Genomic DNA, 22,395 nt, shown 5'->3' with positions numbered 1-22,395 from the left:
CGCCACGGTTTGATCGGCTGTTTAGGCGGATTCGCCAACGGCCTTTTCGGCCGCTGCGATGGTCGCCCTGCGCTTGGCGATTGCCGCATCGCCAATAGGCGGCCCCTGGAAGCGGCGGTTTTCAACGGCGAACCACAAAACGACGAGCAGAACGATCAATCCGATCGCATAGTTGATCAGGATGTCGAAGGGCGGTTGGATGCCGGCATACATCAACACCAGAACACCAAGCACGGTGATGACGGCGAACGGCTTTGACCAGATGCCGAGCCGGAACGGTCCGAATTCGGTCCAGCTCTTTCCTTCCGCCAGAAGTCCGGCTGCGATCGGCATGGCGTAGGAGACATAGAGGAAGAGAGCGCAACCAGCAGCGAGCGCCGCAAAAGCCGGCGAATAGAGCGTGGCGGCGATCGACAGCACAACACCGAGCCAGATAGCCGGGACGGGCGTGCGCCAGGTCGGCGAAACCTGCTTCCACAAAGACGACCCCGGCAGACCTCCGTCACGCGAAAAGGCAAAGATCATGCGCGAGGTCGAAGTGAGGCCGGCCAGCGCGCAAAGATAGTTCGACAGCACGATGGCGATGCCGAGCAGAGCCTTGAGCCAGGTTGGCGCTGGCAGATTGTTGAACAGGTTGAACCAGGCATTGCCGCCGTCCTTGGCGGTCGCCACGAGATCGGGGCTGGCGAGGACGAAGGAGACCGCCATGATGAAACCGAAGACGAGAGACCACAGGACCGCGTGGATCATGCCTCTGGGCACCGCAACGCGGGCATTATGCGTTTCCTCGGCGGTATGCGCCGAGGCGTCGAAGCCGGTGATCGTGTAAAGCGGATAGAGAAGGCCGATCAGGAAGGCCACGAGTGCGGTGCGAGCCGTCGGAACATAGCCACCACCGAGATCGCCGGTCGTGTTGACGAAAGTCGTCAACCGCGCAAGATCGAAGCCATGCGCCCCCCAGATCAGGAAGGTCAGCGTCAGGACGACCGCAACAACGAGGATGAGGTAGCCGGAAAAGTCGGTCAACATCGTCGTCGTCTTGATGCCGAGATGATTAAAGAGGCCTTGGGTGATGGTAATCAAGACGACTGCCGCCGTCTGCTGCCAGAAGCCCCAAGCCGATGTGTCCCAGCCGAAGATCGGACCCGCGACGAGCCCTTGAAACAGCAGGTAGACGCCTACATTCACCGAGGCAACGACGAAGATCAGGCCGAGCAAGTTGATCCAGGCCGTGGCCCAGCCCCAGCCGCGTCCGCCCAGAATCGACGACCAGTGGTAGAGGCCGCCGGCGGTCGGATAGGCCGAGCCGATCTGGCCGAGCGAAGCGGCGACGACAAGGGCGAAGACGCCCCCGATGACCCAGCCGACAGTCGCCTCGAAACCGCTGCCGGTGGCCATGGCCAGCGGGAAAGACGTAATGCCGCCCGCCAGAATGCAGATGATCGAGAAGGAAATGGCAAAGTTCGAGAAGCCGCTCATGCGGCGAGCCAATTCCTGGGCGTAGCCCATACTGTGAAGGATTTTTGTGTCCTCCGACTTGTCAGAGTGATCAGGTGTTGTCATGTCAGAATTCCCCTGTTGGTTCTTAGCTGGCCGATTGAACTGACTTTCCGACTGCGCTTGATCGAGAGCCCTTGGCCTCCTCTGGCTCCAGATTCGAAAAAACGCCCGTGAGCAGATCCGCCCATTTCCGCTGCCCGGTCTCGCCGGCGATTTCGTCGTTGCGGATTTCGATCATCGCGCAGGGCAGCCCGCGCGAGCGCGCATGGCGTTCCAGCGTGAAATAGACGCGGTCGGCCGGCGAATAGGGCTCGTTGACGCCTACGGTGACACCGGCAAGCCGCTTCAGCGCCGATATCAGCGGTGCCGCCAACCGGCGATCCTCGTCATGGATGATGCCGATATGCCAGGGCCGGTTCTTCCCCTTGAAGACCGGGGTGAAGGAGTGAATCGAGACCAGTCGTGTCTCCAGCCCCGCCGCCAACCGATCCTCGATGGTCTTCTCGATCGTGTCATGGAACGGGCGCCATGCAAGCGCGATACGCGCCTCCCGCTCGTCGACAGAGAGGCCCTGGTTCGCCGGGACAACGGTTCTCTCACTGACGCTGACACTCAATATGAGGTCAGGCGCATCGAGCGGACGGTTGCAGTCGATCACCAGCCGCGAAACGCAGGTCTCGACCAGCGTCGCGTCGAGCGCCTGCGCCATGCGGCGGGCAACCGGCAGCGCGCCTGGATCCCAGGCGATGTGACGGGACAGATCCTCGGCGGCAAGGCCGAGCGTACCGAATTCGGCGGGCAGGAAGTTCGAGGCGTGATCGCAGGTCAGCATGAAAGGGCTTGACCCGCCGGGGTTCGTCACCCTCACGGTATCAGACGATGCAAGGCTGGCGGGCCGTGCTTTCTCCATAGTCTGCCGTCCCCGGGGAGCGCTGTATCTTATGTTACGTATTTTGCCTCATTGCGTCCCTGTGGATGATTTCATACAGTTTGTCCGGCTTTGTCAAATGCGATTTCGGAAAAGACCATCGACCGAGCCAGGGGTGGGGAAAAGATGATTTCCAACATTGCCGAACTGATCGCCGACCGCATCGGCACGATGCCGGCCAGCGAACGGCGCGCGGCCCAGACGCTGATCGCTTCCTATCCAATGATCGGCCTGAAGACGGTGGCCGAATTCTCGGCCGCGTCCGGCGTTTCCTCGCCGACGATCCTGCGTTTCGTTGCCCGGCTGGGCTTCCAGAACTATCCGGAATTCCAGTCGAGCCTGCAGGACGAACTGGCGGCGCAACTGCAATCGCCGGCGACAAGGACGCTCAATCCGCCCTCGCCCGGCGGCGGCACGGTGTCGCCGATGCTGGAAGCAACGCTCGACAATATGCGCGAGACATTCAGGCACCTGTCCGACAAGCAGCTTGCCGACATCGCCGCCCGGCTCGCCGACCGGCGCGGCAAGACCTTCCTGATCGGCGGCCGCTTCACCGATCCGCTGGCGCGTTACATGGCCGCCCACCTCGCCATCATTCAGCCTGATGTCTTTCACCTCGCCGGCCAGGAAAGCATGTGGCGCGACCGGCTGATCGACATGGGCAAGCGCGATGTGCTGGTGATCTTCGACATCAGGCGCTACCAGGACAGCCTCGTCCGCTTCGCCGAGAAGGCGCATCAGCGCGGCGTTCAGATCGTGCTGTTCACCGACCAGTGGCTGTCGCCGATCGCGCGTTTCGCTCGCCATGTCATCGCCGGACGAACCGCGGTGCCGTCGGCATGGGACTCTTCGGCCGCCCTGTTCGTCGTTGCGGAAACGCTGATCGGCGCCGTTACTCGCCAGCTGGAAGCAGAGGGCGCCAAACGCATCCGCGAGATGGAAAGTCTGCGTTAGGCTTCAAACGTTACGTATATTTAATGTGCGCAGTTACTGGAGAGTTGTCATAAGGACGCGATATCGGGGTGGCTTCTTGCCTTATAATAGCCTCGCTGCGTCTGCTTCTTTTCGGGAAACCGGTAGACGGAAGGATTGTTTTACCAACCGGAGTGCCGATGGCCGCCTGGAAACAGATACTTGTCGCGCTGGTGGTGCTGGTTGTGGCGGCAGCCGCCTGGCTGCGCTTTTATCCAGGCGCGCCGGATGTGCTGGTACACTGGGGAATAGACTGGGTTTATGCGGCAGCGCCCCCGGCTGAGACCGGCGCCGCCAATGCCAAGCAGGCAAACGGCCGCAATGGCGGCAACCAGCGGGTGAACGTGGTCGCCCTGGCGGCCACTTCGGCTGTTATCAACGACCGCCTGCAGGCGATCGGCACCGGCCGTGCCAATGCCTCGGTGACCGTCAATCCCTACAGTTCCGGCCGCCTCGCCGAACTGCTGGTCGAATCCGGCAGCCATGTCGACGAGGGACAGATCCTCGCGACGCTTGATTCCGAGACCGAAGTGATCTCTCAGGATCGGGCCAAGCTCGCCTTGCAGGATGCGCAATCCAAGCTCGACCGCGTCAAGTCGCTGCGTGCCTCCAACGCCGCGACACCGGTCGCGGTTGCCGACGCCGAAGTGGTGTTGGCGGGCGCCAAGCTGGCGCTTCAGGATGCCGAACTTGCACTGCAGCGCCGGTCAATTCTGGCGCCGATCGCCGGCACCGTCGGCATCCTGCCGATCTCCGCCGGCAACTATGTCACCAACCAGTCGGCGATCGCCACGCTTGACGATCGCTCTAGCATTCTGGTCGATTTCCTGGTGCCGGAGCGTTTCGCCGCCGCCGTCAAGGTCGGCGCGCAATTGACGGCGACGCCGATCGCCAACCCCAGCAATGCCTATACCGGCACGGTTTCGGCCATCGACAACCACATCGATGAAAAGAGCCGCACCCTTCTGGTCAAGGCCAAGATCGCCAATCCGGCCGATTCGCTGCGTGCCGGCATGTCGTTCGGCATCACGATGAAATTCCCGGGACAAACCTATCCGGCCGTCAGCCCGCTGGCGATCCTGTGGGGTTCGGACGGCGCTTATGTCTGGCAGATCGAGAATGGCAAGGCGAGGCGAGTCCCGGTGCGCATCATCCAGCGCAACACCGAGACGGTGCTGATCGACGCCGAGATCGACAGCGGCGACATGGTGGTCACCGAAGGCACCCAGAGCGTCAGCGAGGGCGGCGCGGTCCGCCTCGCAGGCGAAGAGCAGAGCGCCGCGGGCGCGGCCAAAGGCTCATGACCGGAACCATCAACGCCGCCAGCGATACCGGCTTCACCGCGCTGTTCATCCGCAGGCCGGTGATGGCCTTCGTGCTGAACACCCTCATTGCCGTTGCCGGCCTCGCCGCCTTCTACGGCGTCGAAATCCGCGAACTGCCTGACGTCGATCGTGCGGTCGTCACTGTTTCCACCGCCTTCGAAGGAGCGGCTGCCGAAACCGTCGACCGCGAACTGACCGACACGATCGAGGGCGCCGTCGCCCGGGTCTCCGGCGTCAAGTCGATTTCGTCTTCTTCTTCATTCGGCTCGAGCCGAGTCACCATCGAGTTCAACGATGGTGTCGACCTCAATGTCGCCGCCTCGGACGTGCGTGATGCCGTCGGCCGCGTCGCCAACCAGATGCCGGACACCGCCGATCCGCCGCGCATCGTCAAGGCCGATGCCAATTCCGACGCAGTGATGCGATTGGCAGTGACCGCCGACAACATGTCGATCCAGGACATGACCGTGGTGGTACAGGACCAGATCGAGGACGAGCTGGCCGCCGTGCCTGGCGTTGCCGACGTCCAGGTCTACGGCGACCGCGACAAGATCTTCCGCATCGATGTCGACCAGAACAAGCTGGCCAGCCTTGGTTTTACGGTTGCCGATCTCAGGGCGGCGCTTGCCTCTGTTGCCTTCGATTCACCGGCCGGTTCGATCACCACGACCAATCAGGATCTGATCGTTCGCACGACCGCCGACGTGACCACACCGGAAGAATTCGAAAACATCATCGTCGGCGGCACGACGCGCATCCGCGACGTCGCCACTGTTACGCTCGGCCCCGATGTCGGCCAGACCACGCTGCGTTCGGACGGCAAGACCGGTATTGGCATCGGCATCATCCGCCAGGCGGAATCGAACACGCTGGACATCTCCACTGGCGTCCAGGCGGCCGTCGCCAAGTTGCAGGAGAACCTGCCCAAGGGTATGTCGATCAAGATCACCAGCGACGACGCGGTCTTCGTCAAGGGCGCGGTGCACGAGGTCGAGATCGCGCTTGGCCTGTCCGTGACCATGGTGCTGATCGTCATCTATGTGTTTCTGCTCGACTGGCGCGCAACGCTGATCCCCGGCCTGTCGATGCCGGTCGCCATGATCGGCACCATCGCCGCCATCTATCTGGCCGGCTTCTCGGTCAACATCCTGACGCTGCTTGCTCTGGTGCTAGCGACAGGACTGGTCGTCGACGACGCCATCGTCGTGCTCGAAAACATCGTGCGACGACGCAACCAAGGCATGGGGCCTCGCGCCGCCGCCGTGCTTGGCGCGCAGGAAGTGTTTTTCGCCGTCATTGCCACCACCTTGACGCTCGTCGCCGTCTTCGTGCCGATCTCCTTCCTGCCCGGCCAGACCGGTGGCCTGTTCCGCGAGTTCGGCTTCGTGCTTGCCATGTCGGTGCTTTTGTCCTGCGTGGTAGCGCTCACACTTTGCCCGATGCTCGCTTCGCGCATGCTGACCAGCGCGTCGCTCCACCACGAAGGCGGTCACGGCATCGGCGCCCGCATCGGCGGCGTGCTCAATACGGCCTACAAGCGCGGCCTGCACGCCTGCCTCGATGCACCATGGATCGTGCTCCTAGTCGCGGTGCTGTTTGCCGGCACCGCCTTCACGCTGTTCGGCACCATCCGCCAGGAACTGACGCCGACCGAGGACCGCGCCGCCGTGCTGTTGCGCATCAGCGCCCCGCAAGGCGTCAGCCTCGACTACACCACCCAGCAGATGCAGAAGATCGAGAAGCTGATCCAGCCGATGCGCGATTCCGGCGAAATCCGCAGCACCTTCGAGAACGCCGGCCAGAACGGTTCCTACAACTCCGGCTTCATGGTGATGACGCTGGCGCCGTGGAACGAGCGCAGCCGCAGCCAGCAGGAGATCATGGCCGAGATCAGCCGGCTGACCAGGCAGGTGCCGAGCGTGCGCATCTTCCCGGTGCAGCCCAACAGCCTCGGTATCCGCGGTGCCGGCAACGGCCTGCAGTTCGCGCTGGTCGGCAACGACCGCAAGGCGCTCGGCGACGCGGCGGTGAAGATCATCGCCGAGATGCAGAAGGACCCGCGCTTCCAGACCCCGCGCCTGTCCATCGACCCGACGCAGCCGCAGCTGGCGGTGGCCATCGACCGCGAGCGCGCCTCCGACCTCGGCATCGACATCACCGGGCTGGCCAACACCTTGCAGGCCATGCTCGACGGCAACGACGTCGTCGACGTCTACATCGCCGACCGCAGCTATGGCGTGAAGCTTGTCTCGACCACCAATCCGATCAACGACCCGACCGATCTGGAAAACATCTTCTTGAAAACGGCCGATGGCCGCTTCGTGCCGATGTCGACCATCGCCACGCTGACCGAACGTGCCGTGCCGCCATCGCTGTCGCGCGAACAGCAACAACCGTCGGTGGCCATCACATCCAACCTCAACGGCGACTTCGCGCTCGGCGATGCGCTGACCCGTGCCGAAGAAATCGCCACACCGCTGCTGCCTGCGGGCAGCCGCATCCTGCCATTGGCCGAGGCAGCGACGCTGGGCGAGACCAACAGCGCCATGATCACCATCTTCGGCTTCGCGCTGGTCATCATTCTATTGGTGCTGGCCGCCCAGTTCGAAAGCTTCGTCAGCGCAGTCATCATCATGGCGACGGTGCCGCTTGGCCTCGCCTGCGCGATCTTTGCGCTGCTCCTCAGCGGCACCAGTCTCAACGCCTACAGCCAGATCGGCCTGGTGCTGCTGGTCGGCGTCATGGCCAAGAACGGCATCCTCATCGTCGAATTCGCCAACCAGCTGCGCGATCGCGGGCTTGGCGTGCGCGAAGCGATCGAGCAGGCCTCGATCATCCGCGTGCGGCCGGTAATGATGACGATGATCTGCACCGTGCTCGGCGGCTTGCCACTGGTTCTGGCGAGCGGCGCCGGTGCCGAGGCGCGCGTCGCACTTGGCTGGGTCATCGTTGGCGGATTGGGGCTGGCCACCGTCTCGACGCTGTTCCTGACGCCGGTCGCCTATCTCCTGCTTGGCCGCTTCGTCACGCCGAAAACCCATGAGGAAGCGCGGCTGAAGCGCGAGCTCGAGGAAGCCGCCTACACCAATGTAGAGCCCGCGGAATAGAGACATTCCAGGAAAGTGTGTGGCGGTTTTCCGCCGCTACTTCAGCAATCGGCCTTCGATCGACCAGCGCGCGGCGAGGAAATTCAGCACCGCCGCCACCACGACACCGCCGATCTTTGCCGGCCACACCCCGGCGATGCCGGCGAACAGCGCGATCGAAAGGCTGGAAACGCCGAGCGAAATCAGCCCCCCAAGCGAGGCGAAGCGAAGGAACGCGTCATGCAGCCGGATGGCTCGATTGCGCTCGAACGACCAGAACCCGTTCGCCGCGAACGAGAAGGTGACGGCGATGAACCAGGCAGCGATGTTGGCGGGCAGCGGCGAAACCCCGAGCTTGAGCAGTAGGAAGAAGCTGGCAAGGTCGATGGCTGTGTTGGCAAGCCCGACAATGGCAAAGCGGACGATCTTGTTGCCGGTCGAACGCGGGGGCCGCTCGGCGTCGCTCATCCCTTGCCATCCATGATTGTGACATCGGCGCGGGCCAGGCTGGCGCCGAACGCGTCCGATGCCAGAACCGCGAATTCGACCTCGCGCACGCTTTTCATCGTGTCGCGCGCACGCAGCGTCTCGTCGACATGGCCGGGGTGGCACATGAACAGCCCGCGTTCCGGCAATGCCTCGACTGCGGCCTGCAGCACGGAAGCGAAATTTTCGGGTTGCCGCCAGTCATAGATGCCGGTGAGCGGCTCGAAAAGGGTGAAGCCGGCGCGCCGCATCGACCGGTTGAAGCCGGCGGCGAGCGCAGCAATAGCAGCTACTTTCGGCACCGAGGCGAATTGGCCCGCCAGTGCCGGGGCGCCGCGCAGCGCCGGCCTGTCGCTTCCTTCGCCAAGGCGCGCGCGCAGCCATGTGCGCACGACGGGAAGGAAATGCACATGCTGATGCCCGTCGACGAAATCGGGGCGGCGCCCGAGCGCCTCGACGAAGCGGCTGTACTGGGCTTCGAGCTCGGCATGGACATCGCGATCGTCGATGCGGCCGCGCAGAACAGGCAAGGCCAGCGCGCGGAGCGGCGGCAGCCGACCTTCCGGCGCCAGGCTCGACCGGCCGGTGACCGCCGGCTGGTCGGTCAACGTGAGATGCAGCCCGACCGCGACACGGCCGCACAGAGGTTTGATGCGCGCCGCCTCTCCCGCCCACTCCGGAAAGCCGGTCATGCAGCTGGTGCCGGTCAGGCGGCCGCGATCGAGCAGGTCGAGAATCCCGGCGGAAACGCCGGGCGCCAGGCCATAGTCGTCGGCGATCAGGCGGATACGCCGCGTCATCTGTCGGAAGCGCCCGGCTCCGGCCTGTCGGCGGAGACCTCGCTGCGCACGACATCGCGCACGAGATAGACCGGTCGATCCTTGCTCTCGCTAAGCGTGACCCAGACATATTCGCCGATCAGGCCAAGCAGGGTTAGGTTGAGGCCGCCGAGCAGGACGACGGCGACCAGCAGGCTGGGGTAGCCCGGAACGGCAATTCCGTAGAAGATCACCTCGAAGAACACCTTGGCGCCGTAGATCCCGCCGGCCAACGCCGCGAGCAGCCCGCTAAGGCTGATCAGGCGCAGCGGAATGACGGAAAACGAGGTGAAACCCTCCAGCGAGAAGGCGATCAGGTTAAGCCGGCTCCACTTCGACGTGCCGCTGGCACGGCCTTCCGGTGAATAGGGCAACGCCTTCTGGCGAAAGCCCGCCCAGGCGAACAGGCCCTTGTTGAAGCGCCGCTTGTCACGCAAGCTGGTCAGCGCGCGCGCGACAGCGCCGCGCATGACGCGAAAGTCGCCGGCATTTTCGGGAATGTCGAAACGCTGGCTGCTGTTGATGAGGCTGTAGAAAAGCCGGGCCAGTTGGCTGCGCCGCCAGCTCGCCTCGCGACGGTCGTTCTGCGCGTAGACGACGTCGATGTCCGGATGGCCCACCAGCTCGGCGATAAGCTTCAGGCTGATGTCCAGGGAATGCTGGAGGTCGGCGTCCATGATCAGCACCATGTCGCCGCGCGACTGGTCGAGGCCGGCGAGTACAGCGACTTCCTTGCCGAAATTACGGCTGAGGCGCACGATCTCCCACGACCCAGTCAGTGCCTGCGAGAACCGTCCGGCGCCGTCGTCACGGCTGCCGTCGTCGACCAGGATCTTGTGCACCGTCATGCCGAAGCGCTGTGCCACGGCCGCTTCGAGCTCGCCGAGCAGGCGCGCGAAGGCCGATGCCGATGGCGCCTCGTTGAAGAACGGCGCGACGATGTCGAGTGTCGGCCGCAAATCAGCCATTAGCGATCCCCGCATTCACCACCTTGTCCCTTGCCTTGGCCCAGAACCACCAGATCAGCGAACCGGCAATGAGAGTGACCGCGATAGGCCGGAACCAGGGGAAGAGGAAATCGTGCACATGGCGCTCGACGCCGCTCAGCCCGGTCAGGAACAACACCGTGGACAGCACTGAGGCGAGAGCGCCCCCTCGTTCTTCGCGCCACAACAGCGCGATGGCGAGACCGGCGGGTACGGCGATCATCGCATAGGTGTTGGGCTCGACGCGCGGGTTGAAGACGCACATGTAGAAAGTGGCCGTCACGAAGATCGCCAGCCCTGCCGGTCCGCGTTCGAGCTTGCGGTCGAACCAGAGCACCGCCGAAAGCGTAAACAGGGCCATGACCATGCGCACGATGGTTGCCCCGAATTCCGGAATGGGTAGCCCCACTCTGGTGAACGGCGCCGTGAAATCGGTGGGCACGAAATGGCTGGTGTTGTCGACGGCCATGGAGGTCAGCATCTGGGCGAAGACACGATACTGATCGTTGAGATAGCCGGCGGGAGCGAAAGCGTAAGGCAGCGCGAGCACGAACAGCACCGCCAGCACCAGCACCGATATCAACCGGAGCCGAAGGGCGCCTACCAACAACACCATTATGATCGCGGTCGGCTTGGCGATGATGGCAAGCGAGGCCCAGAAGAACGTCTCCGCTCGCCGCCCTTCCAGCGCCGACAATGTGAGAAGCCAACAGGCGCCGGTCAAAAGGATCGTTGCCTGCCCGTTGCGGATCGCCCCCGCCGCCATCGGCAAAGCGAGGAAAAGGCCGAAAGAAAGCAGCCACATCAATTCGCCGCCGCCAAGCTTGCGCACCTGCCGCATCGCGGCGTAGGTCAGCACCGCGAAGCCAAGGGTGTGCCACACCACGCCGCCCAGATGCGGACCGAGTTTGACGATTGGAATATAGAGCGCCGCAAAGGCCGGCGCGTACAGATACCCCATCTCGGATTGGGTGTCGTAGAGGGGCAGACCGGCCAGAAGCGCCTCGCTGCCGCCTATATAGGCCTTCCATACCGTCCGTGTGTGGGGCGACCACAGAACCAAGACAAGAACGACTAGAAACGCTCCGATCCACAGGCCAAAACCCAAACGGTCGAAAACCGGCTTGGAAATCGTCATCAAGGCACCCCACACCACCCCGGAACAAGTTCAGTCCAACCCTGTCCCGGCAATCGATGGCGGCGGCATATCACGGACAAAGCGGCGTGGCATAGGGGGCTTGATGAACGCAAAAGGCCACACCTCATTCGCCGCGAACGCCAGATTCCACCTTCGCGATCGCCGCCGCGAGGCAGACGACCCGATCAATCGCCGGTGAATTCAGGCAGACGAAAATAGGGGTTGCGTGGATCATAGGGATATTTTGGCTCGCCTTTGCCCACTGAAACAGCGCCGGCGATCAGCACCCCTTTCGGACCAAATTGATAGTCGATGCCGGCACAAAGGTAGGCGAGATCCTGATAGTTGAAACTGCGCAGCGCACTACCACCCTCGAATGCGGCCGCTTTGAGTTGCTCAGGCGTCAGCGGGCCGATCATCCTGTCGCGATAGGCTTTGATCTTGGCCTTGTTGAGTCTGGAGGACTGACATGCGGCGCCGATGACCCGCGCCAGCATGATGTTCCTGACCGCGGTCCCGGCAGGATCATCCAGAGGGGTGGAATATTTCTTGAGAAAGTAATTCGTATTCGGATCGTTCGTCATCGCCTTGCGCCAAAACGGCGGGAACTTTTCGGCGGCTTGTGCACCAATGGTACAGGCCATCGACATCAGCACGATCGGGACAAACCACCATTTTCTCACAAGCAGCCCCTTTTTTGCAGATACCGGACTTCCTCTCGCCCAGCCATTCTCGTTCAAGGCCGGATGAACACCTTGCCGTTGGGCTTGGCCAGTTCGGCCGGCAGCCGCGCCATGGCTTCGGCAAGCGGCACCACCGCTGTCACGTCGGTCGACCAGCGCCCGTCGGAGAACCGCTTTTGCGCTTCCAGGATCGCCGGGCCACGGCGATCGCGGAACTGGCGCATCCACTCGCTCAGCCAAAAACCTTCGATATGCTTGTGCTGGAAGATCAGTTGGCCGGGCTCGCGGATAACAGTGGCTTCGGGATCGAGCCGTCCGTAGATGATCCAGCGCGAACGCTTGGGCATGGCGTCGAAGATGGCGGAGGCCAACGGCCCGGTCACCGCGTCAAGGAAGATGCGCGGCTGTTCGGTCTTCATCACCTCGCGCAAAGCCGTCTTGAAATCCGGCGCCTTTTCGTTGAGGACGTGCGCCGCGCCAAGCGCTTTCAGCAGAGCGATCTGATCGTCGCGGCGCACGGTGACGATTGGCCCGAACCCCTCTTCCCTGGCCAGGCCGATGATCAGCTTGCAGAGCTGGCTGGCGCCGGCGGTCATGACGAAAGCCTTTTCGCCTTCCTGTTTGACGATGTCGAACATGGCGAGCGCGGTGAGCGGGTTGACGATCATCGCCGCGCCATCCTCGTCGCGGACCGTGTCGAGCAACGGGATGCAGGCAGCAGCTTCGGCGACGGCATAGTCGGCCCATGAGCCCCAGTTGCTGACGCCGGTGGCAAAAGCAACGCGCTTGCCGATCAGGCTTTTGGGATAGGGCTCGTCACCGCTGGCGACGACGGTGCCGACACCCTCGAAGCCGGCCGGCTGGCCCTTGGCGCGCGGCTGGCCGTACTGGCCCTTGATGAAGGCGATATCGGACGGGTTGATCGAGGCGAGGCTGACCTTGATCAGCACCTGCGTCGGCCCGGGTGTCGGCACCGCGATGCTGCCCGGCTCGAGATAGGGCTCCATCGCCTCCAGCACACTGCCGCTCGGCGTCCTGGTGTAGCCATCGCCGACTAGCAACAGCGCCTTCATTTCGGAGGGGACGGTCATCGGAACACTCCTTGCCTGGACCTGCCGGCGTCGCCGGATGACGATGCCGGTGCTCAGACCTTTTCCTGCGTGTATTTTTTCAGCTCGGTGCGCGCCACCTGACGGCGATGCACGGCGTCAGGCCCGTCGGCAAGCCGCAAAGTCCGCAGGTGCGTCCATGACCGCGCCAGCGGCGTATCCTGGCTGATGCCTTGCGCGCCGAACATCTGCACCGCCTCGTCGGTGACCTTGAGCGCAACACGCGGTGCGATCACCTTGATCTGGCTGATCCAGGGAGCCGCGGCGCGCGCATCGCCCTGGTCGATCATCCACGCCGCCTTGAGGCAGAGCAGGCGGGCCATCTCGATCTCCATGCGGCATTCGGCGATGATGTCGAAATTGGCGCCGAGCTTTGCCAGGGGCTGACCGAAGGCCTCGCGGCGCACGGAACGCTGGCACAGCATCTCCAGCGCCATCTCGGCCTGGCCGATGGCGCGCATGCAGTGATGGATGCGGCCGGGACCAAGCCGCCCTTGCGCGATCTCGAAACCCCTGCCCTCGCCCAGAATCAGGTTCGATGCCGGTACCCGCACATTGTCGAAGCGAAGATGCATGTGGCCGTGCGGCGCGTCGTCGTCGCCATAGACCTGCATCGCTCGCACCTTGGTCACGCCTTTTGTGCCTGATGGCACCAGGATCATCGAATGGCGGCGGTGCTGCGGCTCCTCATCGCCGCCGGTCCTGACCATGACGATGTAGATGGCACAGCGCGGATCACCGGCGCCGGACGCCCACCATTTCTCGCCGTTGAGCACATAGTTGTCGCCCTGACGTTCGCAGCGCATGGCAATGTTGGTGGCGTCGGACGAGGCGACATCCGGCTCGGTCATCAGATAGGCCGAGCGGATCTTGCCGTCGAGCAGCGGTTCCAGCCATGCTTTCTTGTGGTCGGCCGAGCCGTAGCGTTCCAGCACCTCCATGTTGCCGGTGTCGGGCGCCGAGCAGTTGAAGGTCTCGGCGCCAAGATGCGCCTTGCCCATCTCCTCGGCCAGATAGGCGTATTCGACGGTGGAAAGGCCGTAGCCGTGTTCCGAACCGGTCAGCCAGAAATTCCACAGGCCGCGCTCTCGTGCGGTCTTCTTCAGCCCTTCGAGGATCTCGCTCTGGCGCGCACTATAGACCCAGCGGTCGCCTTCCTTGCCCACTTCGCCCAGAAACTCCTTGTCGAGCGGCATGATTTCGTCGCGCACCATGGCGGCGACGCGCGCGTGGATCGGCTTCAGCCGCTCGGTCATGCCGAGATTCATCTCCGTCATCGGTCGCTAACCCTTCATACACGCCAGGCATTTTGTCAGTGGCAAGGATGACCGTACTTCGGATAGCCTTGTCAACGCGAACTGTTTTGCCCGCATGCCGAGCACTGAGGATTGTGGTGAGCTATCTGGACGAGCTGTTTTCGGTGGCCGGCAAAACCGCGCTGGTGACGGGTGCCGCGACCGGTATCGGCCGCATGGCGGCGACCGCGTTGGTGCAGGCCGGCGCCAGTGTGATGATCGCGTCGCGCAAGGGCGATGACTGCATCAAGGTCGCTGCCGAGTTGAACGAACTTGGTGCACCGGGCCGGGCGGAAGGCTTTGCCGGCGATGTCTCCAGCGAAGCCGGCATTGCCGCACTCGTCGCCGAGGTCAAGGCGCGGACCGGGAAACTCAATATTCTCATCAACAACGCCGGCGTCTCCTGGGGCGCGCCATTGGAGAGCTTTCCCTATTCAGCATGGGCCAAGGTGCTCGGTGTCAACGTCACCGCGGTCTTCCATCTGACGCGCGAATTGCTGCCGCTGCTCGATGCCGCCGCCAGTGACGCCGATCCGGCCAGGGTGATCAACCTGGGTTCGGTGATGGGCACGCAGCCGCTGGCCGACGACGCCTATTCCTACACCGCCTCGAAGGCCGCGGTTCATCATCTGACGCGCACACTGGCGCTCGAGTTCGCCGCCCGCCGCATCACCGTCAACGCTTTCGCCCCCGGCCCCTTCCAGAGCCGCATGACGGCGTTTGCCACCGGCACGCAAGAACAGGCCACACATGTCGGCGGCCATGTTCCGATCGGCCGTATCGGCGCACCGGATGACATTGCCGGCGCAACGCTCTATTTGTGCAGCCGTGCAGGCAGCTATGTCACCGGAGCCATCCTGCCGATCGACGGCGGACAGTCGGTGCAGCATGGGCTGACGCTGTTCAAGGAATGACATTTTCCGGCCACAGAAGCTGGAGGTGAACTGGAGGACATGAGCGTGGAACCGATCAGTCTCGATGTGCTTCTGGCCAATGTTGGCAAGGAGGTTGGCGTGTCGCCGTGGCGGGTGGTCACGCAACGCATGATCGACCAGTTCGCCGATGCCACCGACGACCACCAGTTCATCCACTGCGACCCGGAGCGGGCCATGCGCGAGACGCCGTTCGGCGGCACCATCGCGCACGGCTTCCTGTCGCTGTCGCTGTTGTCGGCGATGACGTTCGAGACCATGCCGCCGCTGGAAAACAGCAAGATGGGCGTCAATCACGGCTTCGATTCGCTGCGCTTCCTGGCGCCGGTGAAGACCGGCGCGCGCATCCGCACCCGTTTCGTGCTGGCCGACGTCAAGGTCAGGCCGTCGGGCTGGGTGCAGACGGCGCATGATGTGACGATCGAGATCGAGGGTTCGAAGAAACCGGCGCTGACCGCGCGCTGGCTGACGCTGACCCTGATCGAACGCCAGCCCGAGACGGCATGAGCGATCCGAACGTTCTCGACCAGGCAGCGCTTGCGCCTTACCTCGAGGCGAACATACCGGGCTTTTCCGGGCTTGCTGCAATCGAAAAATTCAAATCCGGCCAATCGAACCCGACCTATCTCATGACGGCGGCAAGCGGCCGCTACGTGCTGCGCGCCAAGCCGCCGGGGCAGTTGTTGAAATCGGCGCATCAGGTCGACCGCGAATTCAGAGTGATGGGCGCACTTGCCGGCACCGCCGTACCTGTGCCGCGGATGCTGCATCTTTCCGACGAAGCCTCGCCGATCGGCCGCATGTTCTACGTGATGGATTTCCTCGACGGCCGCATCTTCTGGGATCCGGCACTGCCGGAGGCAGACGGCAACGAAGAACGCGCCGCCATCTACGATGCCATGAACGACACCCTCGCCGCGCTGCACGATGTCGACGTCGAGGCCGTCGGGCTCGGCGATTTCGGCCGGCCGGGCAATTATTTCGAGCGCCAGCTGGCGCGCTGGACCAGCCAGTACCGCGCCTCGGAAACCGGCACTGTCGCCGACATGGACCGGCTGATCGCCTGGCTGGAAACGCATATGCCCGCAGATGACGGCCGTGTCTCGTTGGTGCATGGCGACTACCGGCTGGACAATCTGATCTTCGCTTCCGATCGGCCCCAGGTTCTGGCGGTGCTCGACTGGGAACTGTCGACGCTTGGCCACCCCTTCGCAGATATCGCCTATCAGTGCATGCAATGGCGGCTGCCGCACGCGTCGGGTTTTCGCGGCCTGGGTGGTGTCGACCGTTCCGCACTCGGCCTGCCTTCCGAGGAGGACTACGTCGCCAGCTACTGCCGGCGGCGCGGGCTCACCGGGATCGGCAACTGGACGTTCTTCCTCGCCTTTTCCTTCTTCCGGCTGGCTGCGATCTGCCAGGGCGTCTTCAAGCGGGCGCTGGACGGCAACGCCTCCAATCCGGAAAAAGCCAGGACCTATGGCGAGGCAGTAAAGCTGCTTTCGCATCTTGCCGCCAAACTGATCGACAAGGAGGCGTGATGGGCCGCTTCGACGGAGCAACGGTGCTGATCACGGGTGCTGCCGGCGGGCTCGGCCGAGGTGCGGCGAAAGGCTTTGCCGCTGAAGGCGCAAAGCTGGTGCTATCGGACATCGACGAAAAGGCACTCGCCGATCTTGCAGGCACGCTGCAGGTCGAGACGGCGATCCTCGCCGGCAACATAGCGGACGAAGCCTTGTCGGAGGATCTGGTCAGGCTGGCGGTCGAAAAATTCGGCCGGCTGGACATCGCCGTCAACAATGCCGGCATCGTCCAGAGCTTCGTGCGTCTGCCGCAGGTCGAATCGGACGAGGCCCGCCGCGTCCTGGAGATCGACCTGCTCGGCGTGTTCTATGCCATGAAGCACCAGATTCCGCAGATGGAACGGCAGTTCAAGGCGAACGGCAAGGGCGGCGCCATCGTCAACATCGCCTCGGTCGCCGGGCTGGTCGGCGCGCCAAAACTTTCGGTCTATGCGGCGGCCAAGCATGGCGTCGTCGGGCTGACAAAATCGGCAGCGGCCGAATACGCAACCAAGGGTGTGCGGATCAACGCGATCTGCCCCGCCCACACCAGGACGGCGATGGTGGACGGCTTCGTGCGCGTCTCCGGCGTGCCGGAAGAAGAGGCGTTGGCCGAGCTGACGCGCGGCGTGCCGATGAAGCGGGTGGCCGAAGTGGAGGAAGTGATTACGGCGATCCTGTTCGCCGCCGACCCCGCCAACTCCTTCATGACCGGTCATGCGCTGGCCGTCGACGGCGGCGTCGGCGCGATCTGACACCTTCCGTTTGGGAACTTCCCGCGCCCTTGTTCGTTTTCGTACAGCGTATATAATTAGCCACGCACCATCCCAACGAAGGCACGAGATTTTGCCGCCGAGCGTCCAGACACGCCGCGAGAAACAAAAGGCAGAACAGCGCTCCGAGCTGGTCGCGGCCGCCCATAAGCTCGTCCAGGAAGAAGGCTATGAAGGGCTGACCATCCGCAAACTGGCCAAGCGGGTCGGCTATGCCCCGATGTCGGTCTATTCCTATTTCGCCGACAAGCAGGACATCCTGTTCGCGCTCGCCGAGGATGCGTTCGAGACGCTTGCCCGACGCATCGAGGAGCATTCGTCCGACGATCCGATCGAGGCCTTGCAGGCAGTGATGACGGAATATGCCGCGTTCGGGCTTGGCAATCCCAACGAATACCGGACTGTCTTCATGACCGAAAAGACCAAGCTGCCGGAAGGCAGAAGCTACCAGGACATGGAAGAGGGCAACCCGGCGATGAAAGCGCTGATCAGCCGGGTCGAGGCCTGCGTCGCCGCCGGCAAGTTGCAAGGCGATCCGCGCGCCATCGCCACCATGCTTTGGGCGGTCGGCCACGGCACGATCTCGCTGCTCATCACCTTTCCGTTCTACCCCTTCGGAGATCCGCAGGCTTTCGTGAAGCGGATGTGCGATTTCACGCTTGCCACGCTCAGCACGCAAGACGTGCCACCGCTGACCGAGACACCGGTCAACTGCTGAACGCCAGTTCCGTTCGTTTCCATATTTCCTCTCCGCCCTTCCCAGCATCAGGGCGAATTTCTTGGTTAACAAAAAATTTACCGTACGCGTACGGTTTTGGCTTGAACTTCGCGATCGACGGACGTATCTGTACAGTGCATCGTACATGTACGAGAAAAATTCACCCGTCGAAAACGGAGACTGACAATGAAAAAGACCCTTCTCACCCTCGCCGCCGTGCTGGCACTGTCCGGTTCGGCCTTTGCCGCCAACACCACCCACCCTGTCAAGCATGCGCCGACTGCAACCTGCATCGACACCAAGACCAACGTGAAGCTCGATTGCGCTTCGACCGGCTCGGTCGAGAAGAAGGGCGTCACGGAAAACACCGCCGAAGGCAAGGGCCCGCGCCTCGGCATCAGCATCAACCCGTGGATTGTGCCGAGCGCATTCTGAGGTTTGATTGCATACCCGCCCGGGTTTCCCCGGGCATGGTCTCGCCCCGGCTTCGAGCGGCATACTGGGTTGGTGCGCAACCGACCTTGCCGCTGAAGGCGGTGCTGAAAGCACTTGGCGATTGATAGCCGACATCGGCAGCGATCTGGCTGAGCGGCTTCTGACTGTGCAGCAGTGCGTCTTTGGCCAGCGCCATGCGCCATGCCAGCAGATATTCGACCGGTGCCGCCCCGACGGCATCGACGAAGCGTCGGGCAAATCGCGAGCGCGACATTCCGGCGGTTTTCGCCAACTCGGCAATCGTCCACGCCCTGCCGACATTCGAATGGATGTGGGTCAGCGCCTTGGCCAATTGCGGATCGGCGAGGCCGCCAAGCAGGCCCTGCGGCTGTGATGCGCGTTGCGCGCCATCGCGACGCAGCGTTTCGATCAGCATCACCTCGATCAACCGTGACAGCACCATGTCCCTGGCCGGCCTGGCAGCATGCGTTTCATCGACGATGATACGCATCAGGCCTGCGAGCCGTTCACCGACATCTTCCGCCGCACGGATATGAGTGAAGCGCGGCAGCAGGCCGAACAGCAGGTCGGCATTGACCGGATCGCAGATGATCAGGCCGCCAAGTATGCGCGTCGTCGGGCCCTCTGTCCTGCTGCCGACCCGGACTTCGTTGTCGATCGTGTTGCGTTCCTTGAACTCGGCGTCGGAGAGAACGAGCTTCGCGCCGATATGGCTGACGAAACACGCGGAACACGGCTGCGCCGCCAGCAGGTAATCCCCCGCGCACAGCCGCACGGCATCGGCATTCTCGGCCTGGAACCAGCATTCACCTTCGGTCACCAGATAGAAGGTGGGATCGGTCTGGTAGGGCGAGCGGATGCCCCACTCACCGGTTGCCGCAAGATTGCCGAGCAGCAGCGTCTTTGGGCGCAACAGGGCGATAATATCGGTCAAAGGGTCCAAATGAGACGATCCGTAATGTAATTGGCACTCCTCGTTATAGATCAGCCAGAGCGCTTTACATAGATCAGCCGCATAACCTCAAGGAGTTATGTGAATGACCAATACCGTCCTCATCACCGGCTGTTCGTCCGGGCTCGGCAAGACCACGGCGAGGCACTTCGCCACCCAAGGCTGGAACGTTATCGCGACAATGCGAAAGCCGGACCAGAGTCTCGCCGCCGGCCATGCCGATCAAATGCTTGTGCTGCCGCTCGATGTCACCGATCCCGCAAGCATCGAGGCCGCGATTGCCGCTGGCATCGAGCGCTTCGGACATATCAACGCCGTCGTCAACAATGCCGGCATCAGTGTCGTCTCGATCTTCGAGGCCACCGCGAAGGAGACGATCCGCGGCATCTTCGAGACCAACGTCTTTGGAATGATGAATGTCATGCAGGCGGCGATCCCGCATTTGCGTGACCAGGGCGGCGGCACCATCATCAACATCACCTCGGGCGTCGGGTTGGCCGCCGTACCGCTGCTGGCGCTGTACACCGCGACCAAGCATGCCGTGGAAGGCCTGTCGGAATCGCTGTCCTACGAGCTTGAATCGCAGAACATCCTCGTCAAGCTCGTCGAACCCGGAGCCATGCGCACCACCAGCTTCACCTCCAACACCATGACGGCGTCAGAGGCCGTTTCGGTCCCGGCAACGTACAAGCCCTACTTCGACCACATGATGCAGTCGATGATGAACTACCCGTTCCCGGATGCGGACGAACAGCGGGTGGTTGCGACGATCTTTGCGGCAGCGACCGATCCGTCGCACCGACTGCGCTATCTCGCCGGTCCGGATACCGAGGAAATGGCAAGGCTGCGCTGGTCGACCTCGGAAGACGAGTACCTTTCCACCATGAACCGGCTGATGGGCCAGACCGCCTGGCGCGATGGCAATGCCAGCTGACCGCTTCACAGCAGACCGCCCGGGTTAAGGCCACGACAGGATATCAGGCAATCGAGATCGGCAGCTTCGCCGCTGAACTCTCGAAGGCCGCGTCGATCAGCTTCTGCATGTCTGCGGCGCGCCGGAACGATGGATCGCCGTTCCGGCCTGAATCCAGCGCGTCGGCAAAGCGCCGGGCATTGCGCTTGACACTGGGCAGCGCCAGGGTCTGCCAGCGCTGAAGATCGACATCCCCACCCAGGCAGGCAGACAGGTTCGATACCTTGCCGTCGGTCTCGACCTTGATGGCGCCCCTGGTACCGTGCAGGGCGAGAGACAGATCGTTGGCGTGGCCGGTCATGTAGCGGCTCGCCACGATCGTGGCGAGCGCGCCGATGCTGCAGCCCGGAATTCCGGCAAACTCCTCGACATGATGCCCGGCGATGCCGCCGGTGCCGAGCAGAAGAATTCGATGCATCAACCCAAGCCCCCGCTTAACTCAAGCCCAAATCAACTCAAGCCCCTAATCAACTCAGGCCCTTGTCGCCATCGGCATGCAGGCGCAGCCCCTTCTGGACGATCTTCTCCTTGGCCGCATCCGTCGGCACGTTCGGCGCATTGGTGATGCCGGACCATGCCGGCGCCGGGTTGTGCGCCCAGTGCACCGCGTTGCGCAGCACCTGCTGCACGCCCTCATTGTGATAGATCGGATAGGTCTCGTGGCCGGGCGAGAAGTAGAAGATCCTGCCTGCGCCGCGCTGGTAGGTCAGCCCTGACCGGAACACCTCGCCGCCCTCGTACCAGGAGACGAACACCGTCTCGAGCGGCTCCGGCACGGCGAAGGGTTCGCCATACATTTCGGTCTCGCCGATCTCCAGGCACTCGCCGATGCCTTGCGCGATCGGGTGGCCGCGGTTGATCGCCCAGACGCGCTCGCGCTCGCCCGCCTCGCGCCATTTCAGCGAACAGGGCGTGCCCATCAGCCGCTTGAAAATCTTCGAGTAGTGGCCGGAATGGAGCACGATCAGGCCCATGCCTTCCCACACCCGCTTCTGCACCCGCTCGACGATCTCGTCCTTGACGTCGCCATGCGCCGCATGGCCCCACCACAAAAGCACGTCGGTGGCCGCCAGGCGCTTCTCGCTCAGGCCATGTTCGGGCTCCTGCAAGGTGGCGGTGGTCGCCTCGATGCCCTTGTCCTGGTTGAGTGCCGCGGCAATGGTGCCATGCATCCCCAAGGGATAGAGGTCGCGCACCGCGGCATTGGTCTGCTCGTGGACATTCTCGCCCCAAACGATCGCTTTTGTCGGCATTTTCATCTCCCAAAGCGCTTTAAATAGCATGTCCAATGGGATTGAGAAGGTCCGATGCAGCCTGGCCCGATGGAAAAATTGAGCAATTCCAGGAAAAGTGTGAAGCGGTTTTCCCGGGAAAAGCGCCATTGCGCTTCCCCTTGGGAATTGCGCCAAAACAGACGAGATAGAGCGGTTCGGCGTTTCCGCGAAACGATGAACCGCTCTACGTCTTGCGCTTCTTGCGCCCGGGCACGGTCTTGGCCTTGCCGGGTTTCGCGGGCGCGCCGGGAATGGACGTGCTGGTGATCGATATCGGATCGCTGGCCGGGAACGTGTCTTCGAGACCTTCCTCGAGTTCCTCTTCGGCGCTCGGCGCTTCGTGCCGCTCATGTTCGAGCGAGCGGACGGCCGATGTCTTCTTGACCGGCGACTTCGGCGCGGAATTCGACGGCATCGGCATTCTCCCTCGGC

At 63.1% G+C, this 22,395-nt stretch carries 23 protein-coding genes; 10 read left to right on the top strand and 13 right to left on the bottom strand.

Annotated elements, in window-relative coordinates:
• Positions 1–21 precede the first annotated feature (21 nt).
• A complete protein-coding gene (locus tag C8D77_RS03100) occupies positions 22–1,563 on the bottom strand; it encodes an amino acid permease (protein WP_109659199.1) in 1,542 nt (513 codons plus the stop codon).
• Between the two features lie 22 nt (positions 1,564–1,585).
• Entirely contained in the window at positions 1,586–2,410 is an 825-nt protein-coding gene (locus C8D77_RS03095; protein ID WP_109659197.1) for an N-formylglutamate amidohydrolase, read from the bottom strand.
• 144 nt (positions 2,411–2,554) lie between these two features.
• Between C8D77_RS03095 and C8D77_RS03090 the strand changes: the two genes are divergently transcribed.
• The 3 genes from C8D77_RS03090 to C8D77_RS03080 all read left to right on the top strand — a co-directional run bounded on the left by C8D77_RS03090 (position 2,555) and on the right by C8D77_RS03080 (position 7,832).
• Entirely contained in the window at positions 2,555–3,382 is an 828-nt protein-coding gene (locus tag C8D77_RS03090; RefSeq protein WP_109661214.1) for a MurR/RpiR family transcriptional regulator, read from the top strand.
• Positions 3,383–3,540: 158 nt separating this feature from the next.
• Positions 3,541–4,704 (top strand): efflux RND transporter periplasmic adaptor subunit, encoded by a 1,164-nt coding sequence (locus C8D77_RS03085; RefSeq protein ID WP_109659195.1) that lies wholly within the window; start codon positions 3,541–3,543, stop codon positions 4,702–4,704.
• Complete coding sequence (locus tag C8D77_RS03080; RefSeq protein ID WP_109659193.1) at positions 4,701–7,832, top strand: efflux RND transporter permease subunit; 3,132 nt, start codon at positions 4,701–4,703, stop codon at positions 7,830–7,832. Before C8D77_RS03085 ends, C8D77_RS03080 begins: the two co-directional genes overlap by 4 nt.
• 36 nt (positions 7,833–7,868) lie before the next feature.
• Here the strand turns inward: C8D77_RS03080 and C8D77_RS03075 are convergent, their stop codons facing one another.
• The 7 genes from C8D77_RS03075 to C8D77_RS03045 all read right to left on the bottom strand — a co-directional run bounded on the left by C8D77_RS03075 (position 7,869) and on the right by C8D77_RS03045 (position 14,308).
• Positions 7,869–8,279 carry a GtrA family protein gene (locus tag C8D77_RS03075; RefSeq protein WP_109659191.1) on the bottom strand — a complete coding sequence of 137 codons (411 nt, stop codon included), beginning with the start codon at positions 8,277–8,279 and terminating at the stop codon, positions 7,869–7,871.
• The gene (locus C8D77_RS03070) at positions 8,276–9,097 is read right to left on the bottom strand and encodes a ChbG/HpnK family deacetylase (RefSeq protein ID WP_109659189.1); all 822 of its coding nucleotides are present in this window, start codon (positions 9,095–9,097) and stop codon (positions 8,276–8,278) included. Before C8D77_RS03070 ends, C8D77_RS03075 begins: the two co-directional genes overlap by 4 nt.
• Complete coding sequence (locus C8D77_RS03065) at positions 9,094–10,083, bottom strand: glycosyltransferase family 2 protein (RefSeq protein ID WP_109659187.1); 990 nt, start codon at positions 10,081–10,083, stop codon at positions 9,094–9,096. The genes C8D77_RS03070 and C8D77_RS03065 overlap by 4 nt, the downstream gene beginning before the upstream one ends.
• Positions 10,076–11,239 (bottom strand): glycosyltransferase family 87 protein, encoded by a 1,164-nt coding sequence (locus C8D77_RS03060; RefSeq protein ID WP_109659184.1) that lies wholly within the window; start codon positions 11,237–11,239, stop codon positions 10,076–10,078. The genes C8D77_RS03065 and C8D77_RS03060 overlap by 8 nt, the downstream gene beginning before the upstream one ends.
• Positions 11,240–11,424: 185 nt before the next feature.
• Positions 11,425–11,979, bottom strand: coding sequence for a hypothetical protein (locus C8D77_RS03055; protein WP_170136661.1), 555 nt, complete (start codon positions 11,977–11,979; stop codon positions 11,425–11,427).
• Complete coding sequence (locus tag C8D77_RS03050; RefSeq protein ID WP_109659182.1) at positions 11,976–13,013, bottom strand: zinc-binding dehydrogenase; 1,038 nt, start codon at positions 13,011–13,013, stop codon at positions 11,976–11,978. The genes C8D77_RS03055 and C8D77_RS03050 overlap by 4 nt, the downstream gene beginning before the upstream one ends.
• 53 nt (positions 13,014–13,066) lie before the next feature.
• Positions 13,067–14,308: an acyl-CoA dehydrogenase family protein gene (locus C8D77_RS03045; RefSeq protein WP_109659180.1), complete on the bottom strand. Its 1,242-nt coding sequence runs from the start codon at positions 14,306–14,308 to the stop codon at positions 13,067–13,069.
• Between the two features lie 116 nt (positions 14,309–14,424).
• Here C8D77_RS03045 and C8D77_RS03040 point away from each other — a divergent pair, with 116 nt between their 5' ends.
• The 6 genes from C8D77_RS03040 (at position 14,425) to C8D77_RS03015 (ending at position 18,743) form a co-directional block, all read left to right on the top strand.
• Entirely contained in the window at positions 14,425–15,240 is an 816-nt protein-coding gene (locus C8D77_RS03040; protein WP_109659178.1) for an SDR family oxidoreductase, read from the top strand.
• 39 nt (positions 15,241–15,279) lie between these two features.
• Entirely contained in the window at positions 15,280–15,765 is a 486-nt protein-coding gene (locus C8D77_RS03035) for a MaoC family dehydratase (RefSeq protein WP_263495443.1), read from the top strand.
• A complete protein-coding gene (locus C8D77_RS03030; RefSeq protein WP_109659176.1) occupies positions 15,762–16,796 on the top strand; it encodes a phosphotransferase in 1,035 nt (344 codons plus the stop codon). Before C8D77_RS03035 ends, C8D77_RS03030 begins: the two co-directional genes overlap by 4 nt.
• Positions 16,796–17,572, top strand: a complete 777-nt coding sequence (locus C8D77_RS03025; protein ID WP_109659174.1) for an SDR family NAD(P)-dependent oxidoreductase — start codon at positions 16,796–16,798, stop codon at positions 17,570–17,572. Before C8D77_RS03030 ends, C8D77_RS03025 begins: the two co-directional genes overlap by 1 nt.
• A 91-nt stretch (positions 17,573–17,663) precedes the next feature.
• Positions 17,664–18,308, top strand: a complete 645-nt coding sequence (locus tag C8D77_RS03020; protein ID WP_109659172.1) for a TetR/AcrR family transcriptional regulator — start codon at positions 17,664–17,666, stop codon at positions 18,306–18,308.
• A gap of 186 nt (positions 18,309–18,494) precedes the next feature.
• The gene (locus tag C8D77_RS03015; protein WP_109659170.1) at positions 18,495–18,743 is read left to right on the top strand and encodes a DUF680 domain-containing protein; all 249 of its coding nucleotides are present in this window, start codon (positions 18,495–18,497) and stop codon (positions 18,741–18,743) included.
• On the opposite strand, the gene C8D77_RS03010 is transcribed toward C8D77_RS03015, so the two are convergent.
• Complete coding sequence (locus C8D77_RS03010) at positions 18,712–19,707, bottom strand: AraC family transcriptional regulator (RefSeq protein ID WP_245951625.1); 996 nt, start codon at positions 19,705–19,707, stop codon at positions 18,712–18,714. The genes C8D77_RS03015 and C8D77_RS03010 overlap by 32 nt on opposite strands.
• 94 nt (positions 19,708–19,801) lie before the next feature.
• Between C8D77_RS03010 and C8D77_RS03005 the strand changes: the two genes are divergently transcribed.
• A complete protein-coding gene (locus C8D77_RS03005; RefSeq protein WP_109659166.1) occupies positions 19,802–20,650 on the top strand; it encodes an SDR family oxidoreductase in 849 nt (282 codons plus the stop codon).
• A gap of 43 nt (positions 20,651–20,693) precedes the next feature.
• Here the strand turns inward: C8D77_RS03005 and C8D77_RS03000 are convergent, their stop codons facing one another.
• From C8D77_RS03000 to C8D77_RS02990, 3 genes are all read right to left on the bottom strand, one after another.
• On the bottom strand, positions 20,694–21,107 hold the full coding sequence (locus C8D77_RS03000) for a hypothetical protein (protein WP_245468940.1): 414 nt from the start codon (positions 21,105–21,107) through the stop codon (positions 20,694–20,696).
• A 49-nt stretch (positions 21,108–21,156) separates the two neighbouring features.
• The gene (locus C8D77_RS02995) at positions 21,157–21,942 is read right to left on the bottom strand and encodes a ThuA domain-containing protein (RefSeq protein WP_109661207.1); all 786 of its coding nucleotides are present in this window, start codon (positions 21,940–21,942) and stop codon (positions 21,157–21,159) included.
• A 205-nt stretch (positions 21,943–22,147) separates the two neighbouring features.
• Complete coding sequence (locus C8D77_RS02990; protein WP_109661205.1) at positions 22,148–22,378, bottom strand: hypothetical protein; 231 nt, start codon at positions 22,376–22,378, stop codon at positions 22,148–22,150.
• Positions 22,379–22,395 lie beyond the last annotated feature (17 nt).

The organism is Mesorhizobium loti, assembly GCF_003148495.1.
Taxonomy (GTDB): Bacteria; Pseudomonadota; Alphaproteobacteria; order Rhizobiales; family Rhizobiaceae; genus Mesorhizobium; species Mesorhizobium loti.
The sequence above is the reverse complement of the archived record's forward strand: the minus strand, read 5'-3'. Positions and strand labels throughout refer to the sequence as shown.